This is a genomic window from Eubacterium sulci ATCC 35585, assembly GCA_001189495.1.
GTDB lineage: Bacteria > Bacillota > Clostridia > Peptostreptococcales > Anaerovoracaceae > Eubacterium_B > Eubacterium_B sulci.
In genome coordinates this window covers 99982-124874 of record CP012068.1, presented here as the reverse complement: position 1 = coordinate 124874, position 24893 = coordinate 99982, and the positions used below count along the sequence as shown (strand labels likewise).

The window sequence follows — 24893 nt, the reverse complement described above, 5'->3', positions numbered from 1 at the left end:
TCTTAGTCTCCTTTGAGATTATTATATCATATGATATAATTTAAATACTATTGTTTGAATCAAGAGGAGAGGTAAATTATGAGTATTTCCACAAAGAAGATAGATAAGCCTGCTCTTATAGTAATGGCAGCAGGCATGGGAAGCAGGTATGGAGGACTAAAGCAGATAGATCCGATAAGCGATCAGGGAGAAATAATTTTAGACTTCTCTCTTTATGATGCGATGATGGCAGGCTTTGAGGAGATTGTTTTCATAATTAAGAAGGAAAACGAGCAAGACTTTAGGGCTTTGATAGATGAAAGAAGCGGAAAGCACCTAAATATTCACTACGCATTCCAGGATATAGCTGACATACCTGAAGGATGTGAAATTCCTGAGGGACGTGAAAAACCTTGGGGAACAGGCCATGCGGTACTTGCAGCGCGCAAGCTAATAGATGCACCTTTTGCTGTAATAAATGCAGATGACTACTACGGCGCTGGAGCATTCCAGACCATGTACGATTTTCTTGAGAATGCAAAGGATGATGACAAATATAGATATTCCATGGTTGGCTACAGGCTAGATAAGACTTTGACAGAAAATGGTCATGTGGCAAGAGGTATTTGCACAGTTGATGAAAAGCACGAGCTAGTATCAGTTGTCGAGCGAACAAAGATTATGAGAAGAGGCGATGCAGTTGCATTTACCGAAGATGACGGAGAAACTTGGACAGAGGTTGCAGGCGACACTATAGTTTCCATGAACTTCTGGGGCTTTACAAAATCTATGATGAGCGAATTAGAAAATAATTTCCCAAGATTCTTTGAGACTAGCGTGGTTGAAAACCCACTGAAGGCAGAATACTTCCTTCCAGGCGTAGTTTCCGAGCTTTTATCTGAGGATAAAGCTACGGTTAAGGTTTTGACCTCGCAGGACAAATGGTATGGTGTAACATATAAAGAGGACAAGCAGGGCGTTGTCAACGCACTGCGCTCAATGAAGGACAAAGGCCTTTATCCAGAAATATTATGGAGATAAGAGAGTAGAAGTAATTAGTAAGAAAGTGGCTTAACTATGCATCAGTGATTCTATGATAAATAATATTAGGAACTAGCAAATCATTAATTTAGAGCAGTATTAAATATTTTGATAAGATAAATCGTTTTACCTAGTATAGATGATAAATCGCTAAAAATGAACATGTTGACTAAATTGTATAACTAAATGCTTGAGTGCAATTTAAAATTGTAATTTATAGAAACTTTGAGTATAATTACAGTAACATGTACAATTATATTGGAGATTGGCGGACTTAGAGGTAAAGTAACAAATTTCATAAGATAGACAAAAGAGACGGATAGATGTAGTCTTTCTTATCTAGGTTTATTGGGCAGGTGAAAGCAATACGCCTTTTTGATGTATTAAGGCATGTTGTTTTGCCTGCTTTTTTACTTTTTTGCAAATCTTTAATGACGAGTATTTATAAAGAGAAAGGATGAAATCTATGATTGGAAGACAAGGCAAGCGCAAAACAAGTATGGTTATTCTTGCAATTTTTGTTTCAATTCTTCTAATTGGACAGAGTATTACGCTGGCATATGCCGGAGATTTGGAATCGAATCAAGCGGCTGGAACAGAGCAAAAAGAGGATGCACCAGCACAGAATACACCTGGTGAAAGCGCTAATCCACAGGAGTCAGAAAAAGCTTCAGAACCTGCTAAGCAACAGGAAGCTGAGAAAACTCAGGACGCAGCCCCATCACAAGATATAGCTGAATCCAAAGATTTGAGCAGTTCACAGCCCGCTAAAGAATCTGGATCTGACAAGCAAGCTATATCAAAACCGATATCAAAACTACCAAAATCACAGGTGGGAATAGGATTGGATAGAAGTGCAAGTGCAAATACAAGGTATATGCAAGCCGGAAGTTTTGATAGCGAAATCAGCGGTTTATTTGATTTCAAAGCAGAGTATGGTGATAATACATTTCCTTGGGGCACAGAGTTAAGCACTTCTTCATACATGAATGAAGCTAATATAGATGCTGCAAAGAAAAAGATGCTTGAGCTTTCAGGTAAAGACGAAAGTGAATTTTCGGTACGTAAAATCGTAGGTATGGAGATTTCATTCCAAAAACGCTTTTTGAGAGAACCGATACAGCCTGAAAACGACAACTCAGTAAGAATTTCAATAAAAAGAAAAGATGGAATAAAGCTCAAGGCGGATGAGCAGTACCAGCTGCTTCACCTAAATGGTAAAAACCTTGAGCCAGTTGAATTTACCGTAGACGAAAGCGGAGTACTCCATTTTGAGTCTAAGTCATTCAGTCCGTTTTTCCTTGGAGTGCTAGGACCAACAACAGCTCCTGCAATCACAGGGCTCAATATTCCAGTTGACAGCCCATTGATTAATGCCCAATCAAAAGACAGTGACGGAGTCTATGATTTTCCAATAAATCCAGGCAAGGATGGAGTGTTTAATTTAGTGCTCCCTAAAGAGGCATTCCGTGTAACAGAGGCTCGCCTAGCAGTTACACTTCCACCTGGAATGGGTTTTGATAAGATAAGCCTTGATAACCTAAAATCAAAAGACGAGGTTCTCAGTGTTGAATATGATGATAAAAACCCAGGCTATGTTGTTGCTACATTCAAAAGAAATCCTGAAGCCATGTCAGATTTAGCGACTGCACTTGCATACCATACAGGTGTAAAGTATTTGTCAAGAGCCGATTTAAATGACATTATTGTTAATGGACCTAAGAAAACAACTATTAGTTTCAAGCTACTAGACAGCAATGGTGGCCTAATGGGTGAAAATAAATATTATACTGTAAGGCCAAAAACTGGTAAAACTGCCACAGTTAATATTAGCAGTAACTTCGCAACTAATATTGCAAGTATAACGATATCCTCAGACATAAATAATTCAGTATTTATGAGGAATAATTTTGAGAGAAACCTATACCCATTAGTGAATCTTAATATTCCTGAGATAGATAAGGGAAATAACAAACTTATTCGTATAAAAAGGGTTAAGGTTTACCGTCCGGCAGGACTTGAAGATAAATGCCAAGCTGATTCAGTAAGGATATATTCAAGCTATACTAATAAGGAAATAAAAAGGACGAATGTTAACGCCTTAACTGACAGCAAGGGAACGTATGACATTTATGAATACAAATACAACCCTAATGAGACAATAGATCCACGCTTTGATACGGAATACAATAAGTTAAATCAGACTTCAATATGGGCAATGTGGAAGTTTAAGGAGGGGGAATTCCTTACTCCTAATACCCTATTTGAGGCAGCAGATACTGAGGTCACATTCGAGACAGAAAAAGGTGAAGAAATCACAAAAACAGCAACTGGAACAAAAATGAGGACAACTAAGGGGGTGTATGATGACAGATTCAAAGTAACTCCTAGACCTCAATATAAAAAAGACGCTGCAAATATAAAGACCGTTTTGCCGGGCCGCCTTGTATCCAAACAGAAGTTTATCGACGTATTTAACGAGATTTACTCACAAAACCATGATGCTAATGGAGATCTCTTTATGTCAGATGGTGCGTTTACGGAAACATATCATTTTCCATATGAAATACGCCCAACAGTATTCTATCGTCAGACAAACGTATCAAGCTATGATAGAGCGATTGCTAAAATGGCTCTGACGATAAAAAAGGCTGACGGAAGTATTGTTAATAAGGACATGCCAGAAACGGAACTCAGAGAGTATGCTAGTAAAATTTCACTCACAGATTATATGGAGTCTGGTGATCGAATTACAGATATAAGAATTGAATGGAGCAAATTTAAACACTCAGCAAGTTCATCAGATGATCCGATTACATTTGATTATATGGTTAGCCGTGATCATGAAGATGGAAGCCCACTTGTAAAGGATCAATTAATCAAAATAGGATATGAGGCAGAGCATCAGAAAAAAGATGGAAGCTCGTATACATATAGCACAAATTCAGATACAGATTACCTTTACGTAAAGGTCGGTGAAGAAAAGTGCAATGAATTTATAGCACAAGGACAGATAGGAACAAAAGATATCTATACACTCGGCTATAAGACAGATAATGACTTCTTCCGTTACCCGTATGCAGGTGGAGTGATGCTGCGTGGAGATAAAGAAGCATATAAGTCTGTATATAAGAACCCTACAATAACTCTCAAAGCAAGCTCTAGCAACATAAATGGAATGGAAGAGCCTATAAGCTTTATAGGTGGGTTCAGCGTATACAAGAGAATGGTTGGATGGAAGATTGTCTATTCAAGCTATAACAAAACAACAGGTGTTAGCAAAGCAAACCAGGAATATATAGTACCAGATTTCAGCGATAATTTTCAAAGGATTACTAAAAAGGACATGGGACTCTCAGATGACGAGTACTTTACATCTGTTAAGTTTAAGCTAGATGGAACCATGACGCTAGATTATATAAAGGACTCAGACTTTATAGATTCTGATAAAATGGTATTTAAACTTTTCTATGTTCTTATTGATATAGAAAGAGATCACTCTTTGTACAGTAACCAAGACATAACAATTCCTGGTGGGGCACTTGGACGTGGACAAATTGATGTAGATGCATTCTTAAAGTATGATAATCCATGCCCAGGCACTGTATATACAAATCCTGACGGTACTAAGGCTAGTGCTTTGAATAATAACGGCATACAACTTATGTTTGCAAACAAGGGACAGAGCTGGGTAGTTAAGCACAGAGGCTTCAAATCTGACAACAGAACCGTTACAACTTATCAAGGAAGTACTGTAACAGCAGAACAAAGCGAGCTTTATGATTCGTTTGGTATGTTCGGTGAAAACGGCGGTGCTTTCAATGGTGAATTTGAATTCAGACGTGATGATGTAAATAGTGGAGAGTCAATGGCCAATTCGTCGGCTAAACTTGATGCTCCAGAAGCAGTATATATAGAAATCACCGACCCTGAATTTGATGTTGCATCAGTTCAAGCAGCTGATTTTGCTGCAGATATACAGCGTTTCCAGCATCCAATAAAGGATAATGAGGTGTCTGTAATAAATGTAAATGGAAAGAGATACCTAAAGGTTTCTAGTGGAAATAATCTAGGACACTTTAACGATTTGGGCATATCTAACTATAAATCTTTAGCGGAGTACTCACTAGCAAAGATAAAGCTTCAAGCATGGAATGGAGCAACACTTGGAGCGCATCATCCACTAGGCAAGGTTTATTATGATATATCAAATTTGCAAACAAAGTATGATGGTTCAGCTGCATCAGGCAATATCAAATACACATTTAATGGTGCAGTTCCAGACGTAGACAATATTAGAGGAACAGGTGATACGACAACTCCAACACTTTTCGAAGTAGGAAACATGAATGGCTTTACAGTCAATGTTTTGCAACATGTTTTCAACGGAGTACAGCTATATCCTGGAAAAAACAATATTGTTGACAGGCAAAAGCCTACTTCGTTCTTCTCGCATGAGAAAAATTCTTTGCTTGTTAGTGAACAAATCAATATTCCAGGTACGACAACAAATGCAGACGTTATCATAAAGATGCCAGAGAAAGGTGAAACGGTTTCTGTTTCAAGATATGATTCGGAGGGACACGTAACAAACGATACAAAGACAAACGAATACACAATCAATCTTAAAGATAAAGCGGTAACCCATCAAATTTCAGGAAATTCTGCTGGAGATACTCTGACATATTCGTATAGTATGGATGGTACTACATTCGTACCTGAAAGTGCGATAACATCGACAGATGACCTAAAAAATTACAGATATGTTAAATTAAGTTTCACACATCAGGCTACTCCTGGAAACGATGTAAACATAGAGGTTCGCATACCTGTAGAGGCAAATGAAGAGGCTGCGAAGAATGAGGACCTCCATGCCTATGTTACAGGTGACTACCATTTTAAGGCCGGATCTGAGACAACAAATTCAAAGTGTTCAACAGCAGAATTTGATTTTAAAGCATACACGGTAAATGGAACACTATGGAAGGACAAGAATGAGGATGGAGTCTTCGATGAAAACTCTCCAGTAGCTGCAGATAGTGGTATCGTTGTAAAATTGAAAGACTCTAGTGGTAACGAAATTGGAACTACAGCAAATCCGGAAATCGGAAAAATAAATGAAGATGGTACATTTTCTATAAGAACAAATCATCTCGATTCAAACTATACGGTTTCCTTGCAGCTGCCAGACGGACTAAAGGTAACAAAGAACACTGGAACTACAGATCCAACAAGCTCTGGTACGGATTCAGATTTTGATAGGAACACTTTAACAACACAAGCCTTTAGTGGTTTTGATGTATCAGGAACGGCAAATAACATATCAGCAGGAATTATAAATTTACCTAAGCTTCCTACTGACGATCAGTTTGTACATGTCACAGATGGACGTCAAAAGCTTGATGTTAAAGCAATAAGCGATAACCCTGATAATATGAATCCAGCAATCGTATTTACAGCATTAACTAATCCAGCAATGGATATAGATACAGATGGATTTGTTACACCAAAGAAAACTGGTGCTGTAGAACACTTGCAGATGAAGACTAGCAATACATTAGGGGATACGGTTACAGGCGAATTAAGAGTTTTTGTATATTCAAATGTAATATACAAAAACGATGAGTCAAATGTAAGTGGCAATGCTCCGGTTGATTCGAAAAAATACTATCCTAGTGCTTCAGAAGATACAGATAAGGTTACAGTGATGAATGCGGGCACACTTAAGAAATCAGGTTACCAATTAGTAGGCTGGAAAGATGAGAGTGGAAAAGTATATAAGCCAGGCGATAAATTTGCAACAGGGGATGTAAAAACGGATACAGTCCTAACAGCAGTATGGGAAAAAATTCCTCTTAGCAAAACAGCAAAGGCAAATAATAAACCTAATACAGGTGATACAAATAGCCAGGTAATATACATAGCGATTATGATATCAGCTGCAGCCTTAATACTGGCTTCCTACAAGTGCTCCAAAAAATAGACTGGTTGCACACGAAATCAAACTAATTGTCTTGATTTTTTAGCAGATTAGTATATAATATTAGGGTATGTAACTATGCATACAATCTCTGCGCTATAGGAATAGCGCCATTTAAGACCACAGGGAGGTGAAACAAATGATTAACTACGAGGTAATGTTCATCATCGATCCAGCATTGGAAGATGAGAAGAAGGACGCAGCTGTTGAGAGAGTTAAAAGCGTAATCGCAGCTGAAGGAGAAGTAGGAAATGTTGATGTTTGGGGCCTAAGAAAGTTAGCTTACCCAATCCAGAAGAAGAACGAGGGCTACTATGTTGTCATCGACTTCAAGGCAGAACCTACATTGCCAGCAGAGCTCGATAGAAGACTCAGGATTTCAGAAGATTTCATGAGACATATCATCGTTAATAAGGACGCTGAATAAGAAAGAGGTGTAGATAGTGAATAGTGTAGTACTAATAGGAAGACTCACAAGGGATCCTGAACTTAGATACACCACATCTCAGATGGCTGTAGCAACATTTAGCTTGGCTATTGACAGACCTGTTCGTGCAGGCAAGGAGAGAGAAACAGACTTTCCGCGCGTAACTGTATTTGGCAAGCAGGCAGAAAACTGCGAGAAGTATCTTGCTAAAGGCCGTATGGCAGCTGTCCAGGGAAGACTTCAGACAGGAAGCTATACCAATAAGGACGGAGCTACAGTTTACACCACTGATGTTGTTGCCGATCGTGTCGAATTCCTAGAATGGGGAGATAGACCACAGGGCAGCGCAGCAAGACCACAGCAAACACACGTATCTGAGCCAGCAAGCGTAAGCGGCGGCTTTGATGACGAGATGCCGGATTCATTTCAGGCAATTGACGAAGATGTACCGTTCTAAAGAGAGGAGATAAACATGGCAGAGAGAAGACATGGTGGCATGAGAAGAAAAAAAGTATGCCAGTTCTGTGCAGATAAAGCAGAAAAAATCGATTACAAGGATGTAGATAAGCTAAGAAAGTATATTTCTGAGAGAGGCAAGATTCTTCCAAGAAGAGTGACAGGAACTTGCGCACTACATCAGAGAGACATTACAGTTGCAGTTAAGAGAGCAAGAATTGTAGCTCTTCTTCCATACGTAGCTGACTAATCTAAGTAAATCAGAGAGTCTAGAGTATTCATTCTATAGGCTCTCTTTTTTCGTCTAACTTGATAATTTTAGGAGATGATGGAATGAAAACTATTGATAAAGAGACAAGAAACTATATAGAGAATTTAAAAATCAGCGATGTCCCTTGGAATAGACTGCCAACGATATACGGCAGGGCGACTGATTTTCCTAGGTATCTAGAGACTTTATCTAAAATGGATAGCATGGATGATATAATGCAATGCGGCGAGGATATAGCTATGAATATAGAGCATCAGGGCACTTTGCTACATGCGACGCCATTTGCTATGGTATTTCTTCTAAGGATTTTTAAAAAGGCATATGAACAAAGGGATACAAATGATATTGCAAGAAGGCTTTTTGATGAACTGCTTGAACTCTTCATGTATATAGCTGAGGCTATAAGTGATGCCTTCCAATGCGATCACGCAGATGAATTTCCTCATTTTGCCGACATGCTCAAAGAGGAGTATCTGTGGTCAGAGGAGTACGATGAGGAAGAGGATGAACTTAGATATGAGGAAAATCCTTTCCCAGATGATTTGTTCTACAGTTTCTACTACTATTCGTATAAGGTTCTTCTTTTGTGCGAACCTATAATAGAAAATTTGCAGTCTGAGAATGCGAATAAACTGCGCTCATTGCTACAGTAGAATCTGCGATATCAAAGCGAATTAAAAAACAGCGAAGCTTGGAGAACCAAATTTCGCTGTTTTTGTTTGTAAATTATCCTAAATATGTGAATCGCAATTAGACGATTACTTAGTTATATACAGGTTTTCAAGCTTTGATATCTTGATATTAGTCAACGTACACCTTTGGAAGTCTCTGTCCGAAAGCACAGCAGATTTCGTAGTTAATTGTTCCTGTTGCGTTTGCGATGTCGTCAGCTGTAACTGAGTTTACGCCGTCTGAACCCATAACGATTACTTCGTCTCCAACCTTTACATTAGGTACTGCTGAAACGTCTACCATGCACTGGTCCATGCAGATGTTTCCGGCGATTGGGCAAACAACTCCGTTTACGATAACCTTAGCATTTGCTGAGAATGGTCTTGGATATCCATCTGCGTATCCTAGAGCAAGAGTTGCGATTCTTGCAGGTTTTGTTGAAATGTACTTACGTCCATAACCTACTGAGAAGTTCGCTGGAACATCCTTTAGGTGAACTATGTTTGCCTTTACTGACATTACAGGCTTGATTGAAAGCTGTGCGCGTTCAACCTCATCTGATGGGTAGCATCCGTATAGAATGATTCCTGGTCTTACGGCATCAAAGTAAATCTCTGGAAGCTCCATGATTGAAGCACTGTTTGCTAGTGTGCGGAAAGGAATCTTGATGTTAGCCTTTGTTAGAGCCTCGTAGAATGCGTTGTACTTAGCTTCCTGCTCGTGTGAGTATGTCTTGTCTGCTGCATCAGCTGTAGACATGTGTGAGAACATACCTTTGATCTTGAATCCTGGAAGTGCTGCAATCTTACGAACATCTTCAACTGCGAAATCTGTGTCATCAGCGAGGTATCCTATTCTTCCCATTCCTGTGTCAACTGCGATAAGTCCTGATACAATCTTTCCTGCTGCAACTGCTGCATCACTGATAGCCTTAGCGTTTGATGAGTCGCATACTACAGGTGTTAGGTCGTGCTCTACGATTACATCAGCATACATATCAGGTGTAAGTCCTAGGCAGATGATTTCCTCTTTTGCTCCAGCCTCTCTAAGCGTTATAGCTTCCTGAAGTGTTGCGATTGCAAAAGTCTTAACTCCGTTCTTTCTAAGAACCTCAGCACACTTTACAGAACCGTGTCCATAAGCATCAGCCTTGATAACGCCGATTAGCTCTCTACCATTTGCCTTCTCTTTGATCTGCTTGATATTGTAGTCTAGGTTGCTTAGATTAACCTCAACCCATGCAGGTCTAATAGCTTCTTTGTACATTTGTTTTTCCTTTCTCCTCGTAAGTTTATATGTTTGGTCTTCTCTTTATAAAATCATTACGGTTTGGACCGTTTGTAACTATGGTTATTGGATATCCAATCAAAACTTCTAGCTCGTTTACATAGTTCTGAGCTGCCTTAGGTAGATCCTCAAAGCAACGGATTCCGGTAATGTCGCACTTCCAGCCAGGAAGAGTCTTAAATATAGGCTTTGCCTTGTTCAAATCGGTTGTATTTGGGAAGTCATCGTGCTTAACACCGTCGATTTCATATCCTATGCACACTGGTATTTCGTCAAGATAGCCTAGTGGGTCTAGAACCGTCAAAGCAACTTCTGTTGTGCCCTGCATCATACAGCCGTATCTAGTTGCCACAGCATCAAACCAGCCAACGCGCCTTGGTCTTCCTGTTGTAGCACCAAACTCACCCCCATCGCCTCCGCGACGTCTTAGCTCGTCTGCTTCGTCACCGAAGATTTCGCTGACAAAAGCACCTGCGCCAACTGCGGATGAGTAAGCCTTACAAACTGTAACTACGCTTTTAATCTCGTAAGGTGGAACGCCAGCGCCTATGCTTCCAAAGCCTGCAAGTGTAGATGATGAAGTTACCATAGGATAGATTCCGTGGTCTGGGTCCTTCATAGCTCCAAGCTGTCCTTCGAGAAGTAGTTGCTTGCCCTCTGCTAGACTGCGGTGCAGGAAGCTCTCAGTGTTGCGTACATAAGGCTTAATCATATCTCTGTACTCTATGAGTTCTTCATAAAGTTCTTCTACCTTAAGCTCCGGCTTACCATATAGGTTTTTAAGAAGCACATTCTTAATAGTACAGATATTCTCGAGCTTCTCAATCAAAAATTCCTTGTCATTGAAAAGCTCATTAACCTGAAATCCTATCTTAGAATACTTGTCTGAGTAGCAAGGCGCGATACCGGATTTGGTTGAGCCGAAGGACTTTCCTCCGAGCCTCTCCTCCTCGTATGTGTCGAGCAAAATGTGATAGGACATAACTATCTGCGCTCTATCGGAAACAAGGAGCTTAGGGGCTGGAACGCCCTGATCTGTGAGACCCTTAATCTCCTCGATGAGCTTAGGAATGTTAAGGGCTACACCATTTCCAATTACATTTGTAATGTGGTCATAGAAGACCCCGGACGGTAGCATGTGGAGTGCGAACTTTCCATAATCGTTTTTGATAGTGTGGCCAGCGTTGCTTCCACCTTGAAAACGAATTACGATATCGCTTTCGGCCGCGAGTAGATCTGTGATCTTGCCCTTACCTTCGTCACCCCAGTTAGCACCAACAATAGCTTTAATCATAAATACCTCCATGCTTAATAGCATTAAATGTTAATTTTAGCCTCCATGCCGATGATGTCAGCATTTGCGCTAAGAATTGGCTTTATGACCCCGTCCAGAAACTCTTCGGTCTGGACATCTGCCCTACCGATATAATTTTCGGGTTTCAAAACCTTCTGTAAAGCCTCTTTGGTTATATTGAATAAAGGATCAGCGGCAATTCTATCTAACAAATCGTTAGGTTTGCCTTCCTCCTTGACAACCTTAGCAGCTGCCATGGAGTGAACCCTAATTCTCTCGTGAAGTTCCTGTCTGTCTCCACCAGCTTTAACAGCATCCATCATGATATTCTCTGATGCCATGAAAGGTAGCTCTGCCATCAAATGCGATTTGATAACCTGTGGATAGACAACTAGTCCGTCTGAAATGTTGATATATAGTTCAAGGATGCTGTCTGTTGCAAGGAAGGCCTCGCTTACAGAGATCCTCTTGTTAGCTGAATCGTCAAGCGTACGCTCAAACCACTGAGTTGCAGCAGTTATCTGAGGATTCATGGATGTGCTCATTACATAGTTAGCAAGGGAAGCCATACGCTCTGAACGCATAGGGTTACGCTTGTAGGCCATAGCTGATGAGCCTATTTGGTTCTTCTCAAACGGTTCTTCTACTTCCTTCATGTGCTGAAGAAGACGGATGTCGTTTGAAAACTTGTGTGCAGACTGCGCGATACCTGCAAGGACATTTAGCACGCGGCTATCAACCTTACGTGAATAGGTCTGACCAGACACTGGATAGCAGGATGAAAATCCCATCTTCTCAGCGATGAGCTGGTCTAGCTTCTTGCACTTCTCGTGGTCTCCAGAGAAAAGTTCTAGGAAGGACGCCTGAGTACCTGTTGTACCCTTAGATCCGAGAAGCTTAAGTGAACCAAGCACATAATCTAGGTCCTCGAGGTCTAGAACTAAATCGTTTAGCCAGAGGCTTGCGCGCTTTCCTACAGTAGTTGGCTGAGCAGCCTGATAGTGTGTAAAACCTAGTGTAGGCATTGCCTTATATTCATCTGCAAACTCTGCAAGCTTTGCTATAGTATTGATAAGCTTCTTTCGGATTAGCTTAAGACCTTCTGACATGATAATCATATCGGTGTTGTCGCCTACATAACATGATGTAGCACCAAGGTGAATAATTCCTTTTGCATTAGGGCACTGAAGTCCGTAAGCATATACATGGCTCATAACGTCATGACGAACTATTTTCTCACGCTCTTTAGCGACATCGTAGTTAATATCGTTTATTTGCGATTTCAACTCATCAATCTGAGACTGTGTTATATCAAGGCCGAGCTCCATCTCAGCTTCCGCTAGTGCAACCCAAAGCTTGCGCCATGTGCGGAATTTCATCTCAGGTGAAAAGAGATATTTCATCTCATTACTTGGATAACGTTCGGATAATGGACTCGTGTAATTGGTCTCCTGCATGATTTCCTCCTATGAAAGCTAATAAATCACTTTTACCTTAGAATTATATCACCATTAGCTCTTTAGTTCAACATTTCAGAGGGCTTGAAGAGGCTTTAAAAATAAGGAAATTCACTCAGTCGCTATGTGAAATTTATTACAATTCTTAACAAAAAAACACGATCTTCTTAAATTTGTTCGATAATAATTTAAGGCTTTTGCTATCGTATAGACACTGGATATTTTTGTTGGTAAAATCTGAGCCATAGAAGCAATTTTTGTGAAATTTTTGAGGAGAAAAATATGCTAAAACTGGATAAGGTATCAAAATTTTATTCGGCTGGCGGCGTCGTTACTTCTGGATTCAGTAAAATAAGCCTAAACTTTGATATAGGAGAGTTTGTGGCTATTACTGGAGAAAGCGGAAGCGGTAAATCAACGCTGTTAAATGTAATCTCAGGACTGGATTCTTACGAAGAAGGCGAGATGTACATTTTTGATCAGCCAACAAGCGGATACGGCAAAGAAGAAATGGAGGCCTACCGCAAGAAGTATATCGGAAACATATTTCAAACCTTTAACCTAATAAATAACTACACAGTTTATCAGAACATAGAGCTCGTTTTACTTTTGAGTGGCTATAAAAAGAGCGAGGTAAAAGGCAGAGTTGATGAGCTTATTGAGCGTGTAGGACTAAAGGATTACAGAAACACTAAGGCGTCAAAGCTCAGTGGAGGACAGAAGCAGCGTGTAGCTATAGCTCGTGCTCTTGCTAAGGAAACTCCAATAATCGTCGCAGACGAGCCGACAGGAAACCTAGATAAGAAGTCTGCAGAGGGAATAATTGAGCTCCTTGCTAGCCTTTCAAAGGATAAACTTGTCATCATCGTAACTCACAACTATGAGCAGGTCGAGATGTATGCTACGAGAAAGATTACGATGAGAGATGGAAAGCTCAGCGAAGACAAGCGTTTTGCTAGTCCTATGCTGCTTGAGGCTCAAGAAAAGATGGCGGGACTAAGCGAAATCGAGGCTTCCCCAAGCAAAAAACAGAAAGATACGGGCAATGGAAACGACAGGGTTGAGCTCGCAAAGCACGATGGACTTAGATTTGGAAATACGCTTAGACTTGGAGTGAGAAATACCTTCAGCTTACCAGCAAAGCTAGTCCTTTTACTCTTTGTGTTTATCTTCATGTGTACGGGAACTGCCGCATCGTATGGAACTATGCAGAATATGAGACTTTCAGTAAATGATACGGTCTTCAATTCTGTTTTCCCAGATGCAAGCTCCAAACGTTTAGTTGTAACAAAGCAGGATAAGAGTGCATTCACTGAAGAGGATTACGCAGCTATATCAAAGCTTAGCAATGTAAAAGAAATTGAAAAGTACGGACTTTTAACAGATTTTCTTGTAGGCTTTAGCAATGTTCCTTTTGATGCGATTAGTGATGATGGAAATGCTGACAATCAGACATATCTTCAGCTAAAGGCAAAGTCGATCAAAGGCTATGAGAAACGCCTAGTTTCAGGTAGGCTTCCAGAAAAGCCAAACGAAGTTATTTTGATGGTTGGTAAAGAAGACGACTATATTCTATCTTCGCTAGGAAATAATCCAGAAATCCCAATGTTCTATAGGTGTGAGTTCCCTTATGGAAAACTAATGAACAAGAAGGGAGAACCTGTTAATTACGCAGATGGTATCTACGATTCTTTAACCATCGTTGGCTATGGATATTTGACAGAGGAAGAGGAGCATGCAAGGCAGTTCAACGGACAGTTTTATGAGGGAATCGTATGCTGCTCAGACTCAACTTTAGCGCATATGCAGTCTTTGATAACAGCTGGAAAGACAGACCTTGAACTTAGAATAAATAAGAGCACGATGCAGGTGTTCCCAACTGCAGCACACCCTATAGTTGCATCACCTTTGGTTGAAGAGGGTAAGGCGTATATTCCTGAATCACTTGCACAGGAGTTCCCATATGGAAATACATCTGGTAAGACTCTTGATCTTACACTAAATAGAAATGGGCAAAGAAGTTTAACCCTTTCCATAGCTTCTGTATATAATAAGAACAATGTTAATTCGCTTCTTGGAAAGTCTATCGACGATATAAACAGCGAAGCAATATATATGAACGGGGAAGATATAAGAAGGCTATATGAGGATGGTAGCAACTTCCAGGTTACAGTAAATATAAAAGAAAACAAGTATGCTAAGGAAACTATTTCCACTTTGGAAAAGCAGGGGTATAAGGTTTTGTACTTGAACGACACATCTAGCGAAGCTGGAAATCCTATCACCATAGTTCTAAGTGGAATCAGAAAGGTACTCCTAGCAATCTTCCTAGCAGTGCTATTCTTCATAAGCTATTTCATAATCAAGCTAATATTCAAATCGAGAAATGTTTACTTCTCGACCGTTAGAATGCTTGGAGGAAGCAGCTTCGCCTGCTCGGGCATGATACTCACAGAGATGCTTTTGGTATTTCATATAGCCTTTGCTGCCGTTGCAGGACTGATAATCAAGGTTAAGGATGGAACGATAAATTCATTTGAGTTCCTAAATAGGAACTTCCTCTATATTGAACCGAGAGACATTTTGATTCTTTATGTAATCATTTTGGTCATGACTTTGTTCCTGGCACTCAGATACTCAAGCCAGATGTTCAGCAAAACAGCTATGAATGCATACAAGGAGGAGGTGTAGACGATGATTAGATTATTAAATGTAAAAAAATCATTTAACAAGCATAAATCAAATGAGATTCGTGCAATAGATAATACAAGCATCGAGCTAGCAGATTCCGGCCTTGTGACCTTCCTAGGAAACTCGGGATGTGGTAAGACTACACTTCTAAATGCCATAGGTGGACTTGATCGCGTGGACAAGGGTCAAATTTTCATTGATGACCAGAGAATAACTCGTAGACTTAGCAATAAGCTAGATGAAATTAGAAACCTTAGAATAGGCTATATCTTCCAGAACTATAATCTAATCGAGGATGCGACTGTGTTCGAAAACGTTGCACTAGTTCTAAAGATGATTGGCTTTAAGGATAAGGATGCTATAGAACGAAGAGTTATGTACATACTAGACAAGGTTGGCATAGCAAAGTATCGTAACCGTCCGGCAAACATGCTTTCTGGTGGTGAGCGTCAGAGAGTTGGCATCGCTCGTGCCCTTGTTAAAAACCCACAGATTATCATAGCCGATGAGCCTACGGGAAATCTTGACAGTAGCAACACCATAGATGTAATGAACATCATCAAGGCTATATCAAAGCAGAAGCTTGTAATTCTCGTAACACATGAGAGGGATATTGCAGAATTTTATTCTGATAGAATAATCGAAATCGTTGACGGTAAGATAGTTGATGATAGGGAAAACTCACATGATGGAAAGCTTGATTACCGTATGGATAGCAAGATTTTCCTTAAGGATATGCCTATACAGAAGGAGTTTTCAGAGGGTCCCTTTGATGTAAACTTCTACAGCGATAGCAATCAAAAGCTACCGAAGATAGAAATCGTAGTCAAGAACAACAACATATATATCAAGACTGATGACAATCTCTCCATGGGTGCAGATGGTGTTGAAATCATAGACGACCACTATCAGGCAATGACCAAGGAGATATACGAGAAGTATAACTTTGACTACAGCGATTACTTTGATCATGCAGAGGAAAAGGAAGGCCTATCAAAGAGCGGTAAGCCTACCAAGATGAAATACTGCAGTATCTATGGACCGTTCTCATCTTTTGGATCGGGCTTTAGGAAAATCCGTAGATATTCGAAAATCAAGAAAATACTATTGCTCGGCTTCGTACTTGCTTCGATGTTTGTTATATATGCTGTCAGCAATGTAGCGGGAATAACTCACTATACTGACGATAGATTTACAACCATGGATAAGAACTATGTAAGCGTAAAGACTGGTAAGCTTTCGGGAGAAACCTATCATAAGTACGCGACAATGGAAAATGTCGACTACGCATTGCCAGGAAACTCTATAGTAAACTTTGCTATGACCTTTGAGGAATACTATCAGGCGCAAGGACTTTTGGTTAGTGGGTCGCTATCAGATGTAGCAAAGCTTAAGAAATCAGATATTACGGCCGGAAGACTGCCTGAAAATCCAAATGAGGTAGTCGTTGACGAGATGGTCGTTAAGAACATGATAAAGAATGCTAACGCTAGAGAGCTTGGCATAAAGACTGGTAAAGACGTCCTCGAAAGAACCCTGAAGCAGCCAAACATGCCAGACATTAAGATTGTCGGAATAACTAATAAACAGTCACCTAGCATCTATGTTGAAAGGTCAAAAATGATTCCTCTAATCTTGCATGACCCTGGACAAAATGCAGTTGAAGCTGTGGTTAACCCACAATACGCAACTGAAACTGATGCTATCTTGCCTTATAGCGAGTATGCAAATGCTGGAAACATCCATATTGTAAAGGGTGAAGTGCCATCAAAGGATTTTGAGGTACTTGTTCCAGAATCACTAAAGGAAGAGGTAGCCATTGGCAAGCCTATCAATGTAAAGATAAATGGAAATTATCTAATCGTTTGCGGATATTACCACGATGATCGCAAGGCTGGTGGACTATATGTCTCAGATAATACCAATTTTATTAACGCGATATCTAAGTATAAGACTTTGACCATAGCTCCTAAGGATAAGGCTGCTTTTATTGACAGTCTTCAGGGATCAGATGTTAGGGTTATCGATGTTTACAAGGAAAACAAGGAGAACTATGTAAACAGCATAAGCAAGGGTATGTGGAAGACCATCGCTGTTTCAGGCGTAATAGTTTTCGTATCACTTATTGAGATCTATTTGATGCTCAGAGCATCCTTCCTATCGAGAATAAAGGAGGTAGGTGTTCTCAGAGCCATCGGCCTCAAAAAGGGAGATATCTACAGAATGTTTACAGGTGAGGTTCTGGCAATTACACTAGTAACCGCAATTCCTGGAATGGGTCTCATGGCTTACTTTATAAACGCTATGACAAGCATTGAGTTATTCAATAATATGTATAGGATGAATCCGATTGTATTTGGAATAAGCTTCTTAATTGTTTTAGGATTCAATATGCTAGCAGGACTATTCCCTGTGTTTACAACACTTCGTAAGACCCCAGCAGCAATACTTGCAAGAAATGATATCAGCTAATATGATACAAACTAAATAGCAAAATATAAAACTGCCCACGCTGTTAAAAGCATGGGCAGTTTTGTCTAAATGGATATTTAGCTTGGGGTTAACTTATTTGTGGAATTTTCTTCTTCCTAATGCAATACCTATTGCAGCCAATATAGCGGCAGGGAAGATTACAAATGCCATTGTATTTGTGCTATCACCTGTGTTTATTCTGCCAAGTCTAGCTTTGCTTGTAGCTCCAGTTCCAGTAGTTTGAGCAATTACAGCTCGCTTGCTTTGAACGGATAGAGAGAACTCTGCAAATCCAGCATTTGTCTGGATTCTTCCTACATAGCTTCCTGGCTTTAGAGATTTCAGGAAAGTAGGTGCAAAGCTTATAATTGTACTACCTTCTTCGGAAGTATAGTCTGTACCGTAAACAAGTGTCTTTTCTACACCGTCTATATTGATGCTTACCTTTGCATTTGGATGGAGATTTCCGCTCGCGTCTGCAAAGTACCTATAGTCTGAATCAACTCTGAGCTTTAGACCTTCTGCCTTGGCTTCTTCGAATTTTACCTTTCCAAAGCTTCCGTCAAACTCTACATTGAATCCGCTGTTTAGTGATTTAGAATCAAGGAAGTCTAGTGTAGGCTCTGTCTTAATCTTGTTTAGAGTCTTTTCGGCTTTCTCTAGAGCCTCTAGCTTGTCCTTATTGAGCTTCTTCTGCTGCTCTTTTGTTAGGCTATCAACTGCAGCTCTTGAGCTGTTTAGAACATCTTCACTGTCTAACAAAACAGGATTTGGAACTACTATCTTTGATTCGACTCTTTCGATGTCTAGCTTGCTCTGAGTTTCTTCGTGGTTGATGTTTGCTCCAAACTTGTCGTTTGCAAGGTCTTCAGCTGTCTTCTTGTCTACCTGCATCTTCTCAGCTGCTTCTGTAAGTGCTGTGTCTGATGGATTTGGCAAGTAGCTTCCGAATGCCTTTAGAGTTTCATTGTTGAAATCATTGCAGTTTCCGTAGCAATCCTTGACTGCAGCATTTGGACCTGTGATAGGGCCGTCTATCTTTCCTGCAAAGCCTCCGTTCCAAGACCAGCCTGGTGTTACTGTTCCTGTGCTTACACAGTTTTCAACCTTGCCAGAAACTGTTCCTGCAAAGCCTCCGATAAACTCAGCCTTGGAGCCTTCGACTGGCTTTACATCACCTGTTGAGTAGCTGTCCTTTGTTGCGCTATAAGGACCTGAGCCACCGAGGAAACCGCCGACATTAAATGCACCCTTTACATTTCCTGTAGCACTTGATCCTCTTACTGAACCATCGTTATATCCTACGAGTCCACCTGTGGTGTTTCCGCCGAGGATGTCTCCTTTTGATGTAGAATCGATGATCTTACCCTTATTATGTCCTACGAGTCCGCCTACGTGGCCTGAGATTGCCTTGTCGTTTGCACCCGTGTCTGCTGTGACTTTTACGTCTGCATGTGCATCAAAGATGGTTGTTGTCGCATAATCGTAGGTGTTAGGATCTGTCTTTTCCTGAGCTGCACCAACGAGTCCGCCAGCATCTGCAACCTTTATAACTCTTTCGCCCTTTGCTTCGACTGTACCTGAAACCTTGCAGTGAGCGATTAGGTTGTTCTTGCCTGCAGCTGCATCTACCTGAGCTTCGCCGACCAAAACTCCTATTACTGCACCACCCTTAACATTTGCATTTTCAATGTTTAGATCCTTTACTACAGAGCCTTTGATTGCCCCAAAGAATCCAACTCCCTTTGAATTCTTGTCTTTTTCTATGGTGAGGTTCTTGATGCTATGCTTTTCACCGTAGAACTTACCAGTGAAAGGATGCTCTAGACTTCCGATAGGCTCAAACTTTACGCCCTCTAGGTCTATGTCCTTGTTTAGCTTGTAGTTCTTGCTTAGAAGCTGGTCATCAGTTGTTCCTGAAAGCTTCATAAGGTCTTCCTTAGAGTTTATCTCGACAAACTCTTCTGCTGGATTTTCAATCTCTGTTAGTGGAGGTGCCTTGTAGTGGTTCTGGTCGCAGCCGTAGAACCAAAGTATGGTTTCTCCGCCATCAAAGCTTGCTGTGCTTACACCTACTGGCGACTGCACGTCGTTTACATTAAACATCCATCCATCAGGCTTTGGAGCCTGGATATCGTCTATGCTTGTTACAAATTCGCCCCAGCTGCTTTCTTCGCTTGTGAAGCTGAACTTATTTTCATCTCTAGCCCTCTTCATTAGATCCAAAACCACATTGTCTTCTTTCTCTGGCTGAACCGTGAATTCTTTGAGCTTCTTAAAGGTATTTGTATCCTTGTTATAGTTACAAATTACAAACTTAACCGGATCCTTAGGTGGAACTGCAGGTGCCGTCTCTGGTGTAGGCACTGCTGCAAGATAAGGCATTCCATTGTTATGGTTTGCATCCTGTGCCCAAACTCCGCTTGTGCTACCTGCTATCTCTCCAAGAAATCTAGGTGATACCATTTCAGCTGAAGTTTTTCCGCTTACTCCGCCGTACTCCTGCATTTCTGTAGCTGGCTTTGCTTTTTCACTGTTATAGTAGCTGTTGACTATTTCGCCAGGGCTAGCAAAGCTAGAACCCTTCCAACCAGCGACTGCACCACCTGAGTTTGCATTTACATCAGAACTTACATATATATTTTTTAGCTGTGATGGGCTTGCTAGTACACCAGCAAAGCCACCTATCTTTTCATTTGAGTTAGCTTTTACGCTTCCAAGGGCATAGGAGTTTGAGATGTTTCCTTTCTCTGCTTTTCCAACAAAGCCACCAACATTCATTTTTCCAGAAACATTTGCATCGGCAAAGCACTGGTCTATAGTTCCAACTTTACCTGCGTAACCATTAAATCCAGCAAAACCGCCTACCTGCATGGATTTTTCAGCATTTACATTAGTATTGATTACAGCACTTTTTGATATGGTGCCAGAATTCTGGCCAACAAAACCACCTGTACCGCTCTGACTTGAGTTAATATTTGAGTTTATTACCCTGCAGTTTTCAATTGTACCTAGGTTTTTGCTAGCGAGTATGCCTGGATATTCGGTGCTCTTTGCACTTACGCTTGCGTTTTCAATGGTTAGATTTCTTACGCTCGCATTAGTGTCGATATTGCTGAATATACCGCCTTCGTTAAGATTAGCATTTCTGATTGTATGACCGTTTCCATCAAAGTTTCCCTTAAAGAGTGGATTGCTTTCATAGTTTCCACTTCTGCCGATGTTTCTTAGCTTGGTATACTTTGATAAATCTAGGTCCTTTGTTAACCTAAAATTCTTGGATAACTCGGGCTTATATGCTTTGTTAGCACTCATCAGATGCTCGACTAGTTCGTCTTCGCTTGTGATGAGCAAATAGCCGTCACTATCTACGCCAAGTGTTGTGTCTGCAAATACGTTCTGAGCTGCCATTGGCATGGTAGATAATACCAAGAAAAATGCCAAAATCAGAGCGTAAAGCTTAGATTTAGTCAATAAGGTTTTCATGTTTCCTCCCGTTTTCTCTCTTAAATAAAAGCAGGAATGGAAAAAGCACACAAAAAATGTGTGCTCCAGAATTACAATATCATGTCATCTTTTGAGAAATCCGCTCAAATACAAGATAATTTTTGTGCATGTCTCCCGGCTTACGTATTTACATTTCTCAATCTTCCCAATCTCTCAGTGATATATAGAGAAACTACACGCTTACGGTGGCGGTACCGCACAGGACTTTAACCTGTTTCCATCTTCGCTTTCAATTAAAAGAACACATATTATTCAGTTAACAATAATGATACTAAAAAATAGGGCAAATGTCAATTATCCAAGCTCTCTTGTAAACCAATTTCAAGGGCAGTATTCTTGTATTCACGCAATAAAAATCGGCATAATCAAGTGATTATACCGGTATATAAACTAATATTTTCTTGCCATTGTAAAGCCGCGTCCGTTTACTCCGCTTACATCGACCATGGTCATGAAAGCCTCCTCGTCTATATCGAGGACAGTTGTCCTTACACGGTGTACGCTCTCGTGACTTACTACACAGATGATAACATCTAGCGGATCATTGCAGTGACCTGTGACACCATGTGTAAGAGTGGAACCTACGTCTAGGTCGTTCTGGAGAGCTTCGTTAATCTCTTTGTACTTATGGCTTATTATCGTGAACTGAACATTGCTTGAGCCAAAGAGTACGACCTTGTTGAGCGTGATGGTGCATAGCATTGCTACGATAATACCAAATAGGACATCGTTTGTATTTGCAAAAGGTAACTGCAGAATCATTATTGTGAAGTCCGCAATGTAGATGAGTGGAGCTACTGGGATTCCGAGCTTACGGTTTAGGATGATTGGAATTACATCACTTCCGCCAGATGATGCACCTGCGCGGATTATTAGACCTAGCCCAAATCCCATGAGTACGCCTCCGATGATGGCTGCAAGCATTGGCTGATCTGTTAGCTGTTTAAGAGCATCAAATCTGTTAAATACATTTAGGAACAGTGGAAATAGTACTGAACCTGCAACTATGCTGAGTGCAAATAGCTTTCCGAGCAAAAGAAATCCGAGTACCAAAAGCGATATGCTTATGATGGCGACAACTATTGAAACCTCAAATCCAAAGTAGTGCGAGAAAACTCGACCGATGCCAGTTACGCCTCCTGCGATAAACTTGTGTGGGAGCACAAATGCTGCAAAGCTGAATGCGTCACAAGCTATTCCCACTAGCACCATGATGATATTTCCTGTTTTGCTATCTAAAAATTTGTTCATACATTCCCCCTCAAAAATACCGATGCAGCTATGCCACATCGGTATGCTAGGTGTATTATACTACACTTTTTATTTTTGTTAAAGGTGATTTGTTGCCGAGAGGGCTATAGAGAAATCTTGCTTGTCTTAGTCCAGATTCCCATCTTCTCAGCTTCTTTGATTAGCTCATCTCTGAACTGAGGGTGAGCGATGTTGATTAGTTTCTCAGCACGTTCCCATGTGCTCTTTCCCTTAAGGTTTGCAGCACCGTACTCAGTTACGATGTAGTGAGTTGACATTCTAGGAGTCGTTACGATTGAACCTGGTGTTAGTCCTGGTTTGATCAGTGTCTCAAGCTCACCTGATTTTAGCTGTCTTGTTGAAGGTGTGCAGATAAAGCTCTTTCCTCCCTTTGATAGGTAAGCACCCATAACGAAGTCAAGCTGTCCACCTGTACCGCTGACATGCTGGTAGCCGGCACTTTCTGAGCAAACCTGTCCATAGAGGTCTAGCTGGATACAGCTGTTAACGGAATAGAAGTTATCTATACTTCTGATTACGTGAATATCGTTAACATAGTCAACTGGAGCGATATAGCAAAGTGGGTTATTGTGGATAAAGTCATAAAGTTTCTTTGTTCCGCCCGCAAATGCGTAAACCGCCTTCTTGTCGTCAGGACCCTTTCCTGCTGATAGCTTGCCAGCATTGAAGAGGTCAACATATGAGTCAACGAGCATTTCTGTATGACAGCTTATGTCCTTGAAATCTGACTCTGCAAGCATGCTTCCGATGCAGCATGGAAGAGCACCGATTCCTAGCTGAAGTGTACAGTGATCAGTCATCAAATTAACTACGTGGTGAGCAATCTGAGTTTCGACTTCATTTGGTGCCTTTGATGGAATTTCAGCTGGAATTGAGTTAGAACCTTCTACAATGAAGTCAACATCTGCAATATTAAGAATAGCTGTTTCACCGTTTGCAAAAGGCATATTTTCGTTGACTTCTACAATAATCTGCTTAGAAGCCTTGATGATTCCAAGCATTTCAGCAACCTGAGGTCCGATGTTGAAGTTTCCGTGCTCATCCATTGGTGTAACCTGAAAACATGCCATGTCGAACTGGTTATCGTTCTGATCCCAGTAGCTTGGAAGCTCACGGAATAGCATTGGGATGTACCACTGACGTCCTGTTTTGCTCATTGCTCTATCTGCACCTGTGAAGTGTGAAGAGTGGAATCTTACGTTCTCGTTTGAGCTTGTTGCCTGGTAAGTCTTGAATGCTTCCCTTCTGATAGCTACGTTTGTTATTATTGTAACGCCCTTTAGCTCGTTTGCTCTCTTAGATAGAGCTTCGTCGATATCAACGACTGAGCCAAGTCCGGTACCGAAATGTACTCTAAAATTGTTTTCTATTTTTGCCGCTGCTTGATCGGCAGTAATAAGCTTATCCTGATACTGCTTATGAACATCGCTTACTGAACACATAGAAATTACCTCCATAAATAAGTTATGCTGTGTTAATCGCAGTCTCAAATGTAAGAGAATCAATTAACCGAAGAAATTGATTATTATTTAACAATCGTAATAGAATTTTACTATATAATTTGTATACATGCAAGCCTTTTAACAATATATAGTAATGATTTTAATGAAAACATGTCATTATAAATATTTTTAATGATTAGTATAGCTAAGAGGAAAGGTATAGCAAAAGAATCGCCAGGACAAAGGAATATTCGCCTTTTAGCCAATAGAGTCAATTATCACAGAATAATATCACATCTTCTAGTAATATTGACAAGGAAAGGTGCTTAATGATATATTTGAGAAAAGTTTTCAGTGCTTTAGTGTGCGAGAATATTTACCGCATATTTAAAGTTAAAAGGGAATCAGGTGAGAATCCTGAGCGATCCGGTCACTGTAAGCAAGGAGTTCCTTTTCGGGATCCATTGTGCATTAGCATGAGAAGGAGAAGAGGAATGATGATCTGCAAGTCAGGAAACCTGCTGAGAATTTCAATGTAGCTTCTGGGAGAGCGATTCATTGTAGGCAGATTACTTTGTTACATTGTTTTTTCGTACTTTATAAGAAGTTGCATTGATTTATGTAGCTTCTTTTTTGTTGTTTAAG

At 40.5% G+C, this 24893-nt stretch carries 13 protein-coding genes and 2 pseudogenes; 9 read left to right on the top strand and 6 right to left on the bottom strand.

Going from position 1 to position 24893, the window contains the following annotated elements; genetic code table 11:
- The first annotated feature begins 99 nt into the window (after positions 1 to 99).
- The 6 genes from ADJ67_00550 to ADJ67_00525 all read left to right on the top strand — a co-directional run bounded on the left by ADJ67_00550 (position 100) and on the right by ADJ67_00525 (position 8807).
- Positions 100 to 1020: a nucleotidyltransferase gene (locus ADJ67_00550; GenBank protein AKT47604.1), complete on the top strand. Its 921-nt coding sequence runs from the start codon at positions 100 to 102 to the stop codon at positions 1018 to 1020.
- 1201 nt (positions 1021 to 2221) lie between these two features.
- Positions 2222 to 7003 (top strand): hypothetical protein, encoded by a 4782-nt coding sequence (locus ADJ67_00545; GenBank protein ID AKT47603.1) that lies wholly within the window; start codon positions 2222 to 2224, stop codon positions 7001 to 7003.
- A 136-nt stretch (positions 7004 to 7139) separates the two neighbouring features.
- Complete coding sequence (locus ADJ67_00540) at positions 7140 to 7427, top strand: 30S ribosomal protein S6 (protein AKT46346.1); 288 nt, start codon at positions 7140 to 7142, stop codon at positions 7425 to 7427.
- A gap of 16 nt (positions 7428 to 7443) precedes the next feature.
- Positions 7444 to 7884, top strand: coding sequence for a single-stranded DNA-binding protein (locus ADJ67_00535; protein AKT46345.1), 441 nt, complete (start codon positions 7444 to 7446; stop codon positions 7882 to 7884).
- A gap of 15 nt (positions 7885 to 7899) precedes the next feature.
- Positions 7900 to 8133 (top strand): 30S ribosomal protein S18, encoded by a 234-nt coding sequence (locus ADJ67_00530; protein AKT46344.1) that lies wholly within the window; start codon positions 7900 to 7902, stop codon positions 8131 to 8133.
- Positions 8134 to 8225: 92 nt separating this feature from the next.
- A complete protein-coding gene (locus ADJ67_00525; protein ID AKT47602.1) occupies positions 8226 to 8807 on the top strand; it encodes a hypothetical protein in 582 nt (193 codons plus the stop codon).
- A 148-nt stretch (positions 8808 to 8955) separates the two neighbouring features.
- Here ADJ67_00525 and ADJ67_00520 read toward each other — a convergent pair whose 3' ends face one another.
- From ADJ67_00520 to ADJ67_00510, 3 genes are read right to left on the bottom strand one after another with little or no spacing between them, the layout of a single operon-like run.
- Positions 8956 to 10092, bottom strand: a complete 1137-nt coding sequence (locus tag ADJ67_00520) for an alanine racemase (protein AKT46343.1) — start codon at positions 10090 to 10092, stop codon at positions 8956 to 8958.
- Between the two features lie 25 nt (positions 10093 to 10117).
- The gene (locus ADJ67_00515; protein AKT47601.1) at positions 10118 to 11407 is read right to left on the bottom strand and encodes an adenylosuccinate synthetase; all 1290 of its coding nucleotides are present in this window, start codon (positions 11405 to 11407) and stop codon (positions 10118 to 10120) included.
- 23 nt (positions 11408 to 11430) lie between these two features.
- Positions 11431 to 12864 (bottom strand): adenylosuccinate lyase, encoded by a 1434-nt coding sequence (locus ADJ67_00510; protein AKT46342.1) that lies wholly within the window; start codon positions 12862 to 12864, stop codon positions 11431 to 11433.
- Positions 12865 to 13146: 282 nt separating this feature from the next.
- Between ADJ67_00510 and ADJ67_00505 the strand changes: the two are divergent.
- Together ADJ67_00505 and ADJ67_00500 are read left to right on the top strand one after the other, a co-directional pair.
- Positions 13147 to 13851, top strand: a pseudogene (locus ADJ67_00505) (hypothetical protein).
- Between the two features lie 1710 nt (positions 13852 to 15561).
- Positions 15562 to 16227: pseudogene (locus ADJ67_00500) on the top strand (hypothetical protein).
- 1893 nt (positions 16228 to 18120) lie between these two features.
- Here ADJ67_00500 and ADJ67_00495 read toward each other — a convergent pair.
- The 3 genes from ADJ67_00495 to ADJ67_00485 all read right to left on the bottom strand — a co-directional run bounded on the left by ADJ67_00495 (position 18121) and on the right by ADJ67_00485 (position 24248).
- A complete protein-coding gene (locus ADJ67_00495; protein ID AKT46341.1) occupies positions 18121 to 21513 on the bottom strand; it encodes a hypothetical protein in 3393 nt (1130 codons plus the stop codon).
- 411 nt (positions 21514 to 21924) lie between these two features.
- Complete coding sequence (locus ADJ67_00490; GenBank protein ID AKT46340.1) at positions 21925 to 22785, bottom strand: hypothetical protein; 861 nt, start codon at positions 22783 to 22785, stop codon at positions 21925 to 21927.
- A 104-nt stretch (positions 22786 to 22889) separates the two neighbouring features.
- A complete protein-coding gene (locus ADJ67_00485; protein ID AKT46339.1) occupies positions 22890 to 24248 on the bottom strand; it encodes a 4-hydroxybutyrate CoA-transferase in 1359 nt (452 codons plus the stop codon).
- A 329-nt stretch (positions 24249 to 24577) separates the two neighbouring features.
- Here ADJ67_00485 and ADJ67_00480 point away from each other — a divergent pair, with 329 nt between their 5' ends.
- Positions 24578 to 24787 carry a hypothetical protein gene (locus ADJ67_00480; GenBank protein ID AKT46338.1) on the top strand — a complete coding sequence of 70 codons (210 nt, stop codon included), beginning with the start codon at positions 24578 to 24580 and terminating at the stop codon, positions 24785 to 24787.
- The last annotated feature ends 106 nt before the right edge of the window (positions 24788 to 24893 follow it).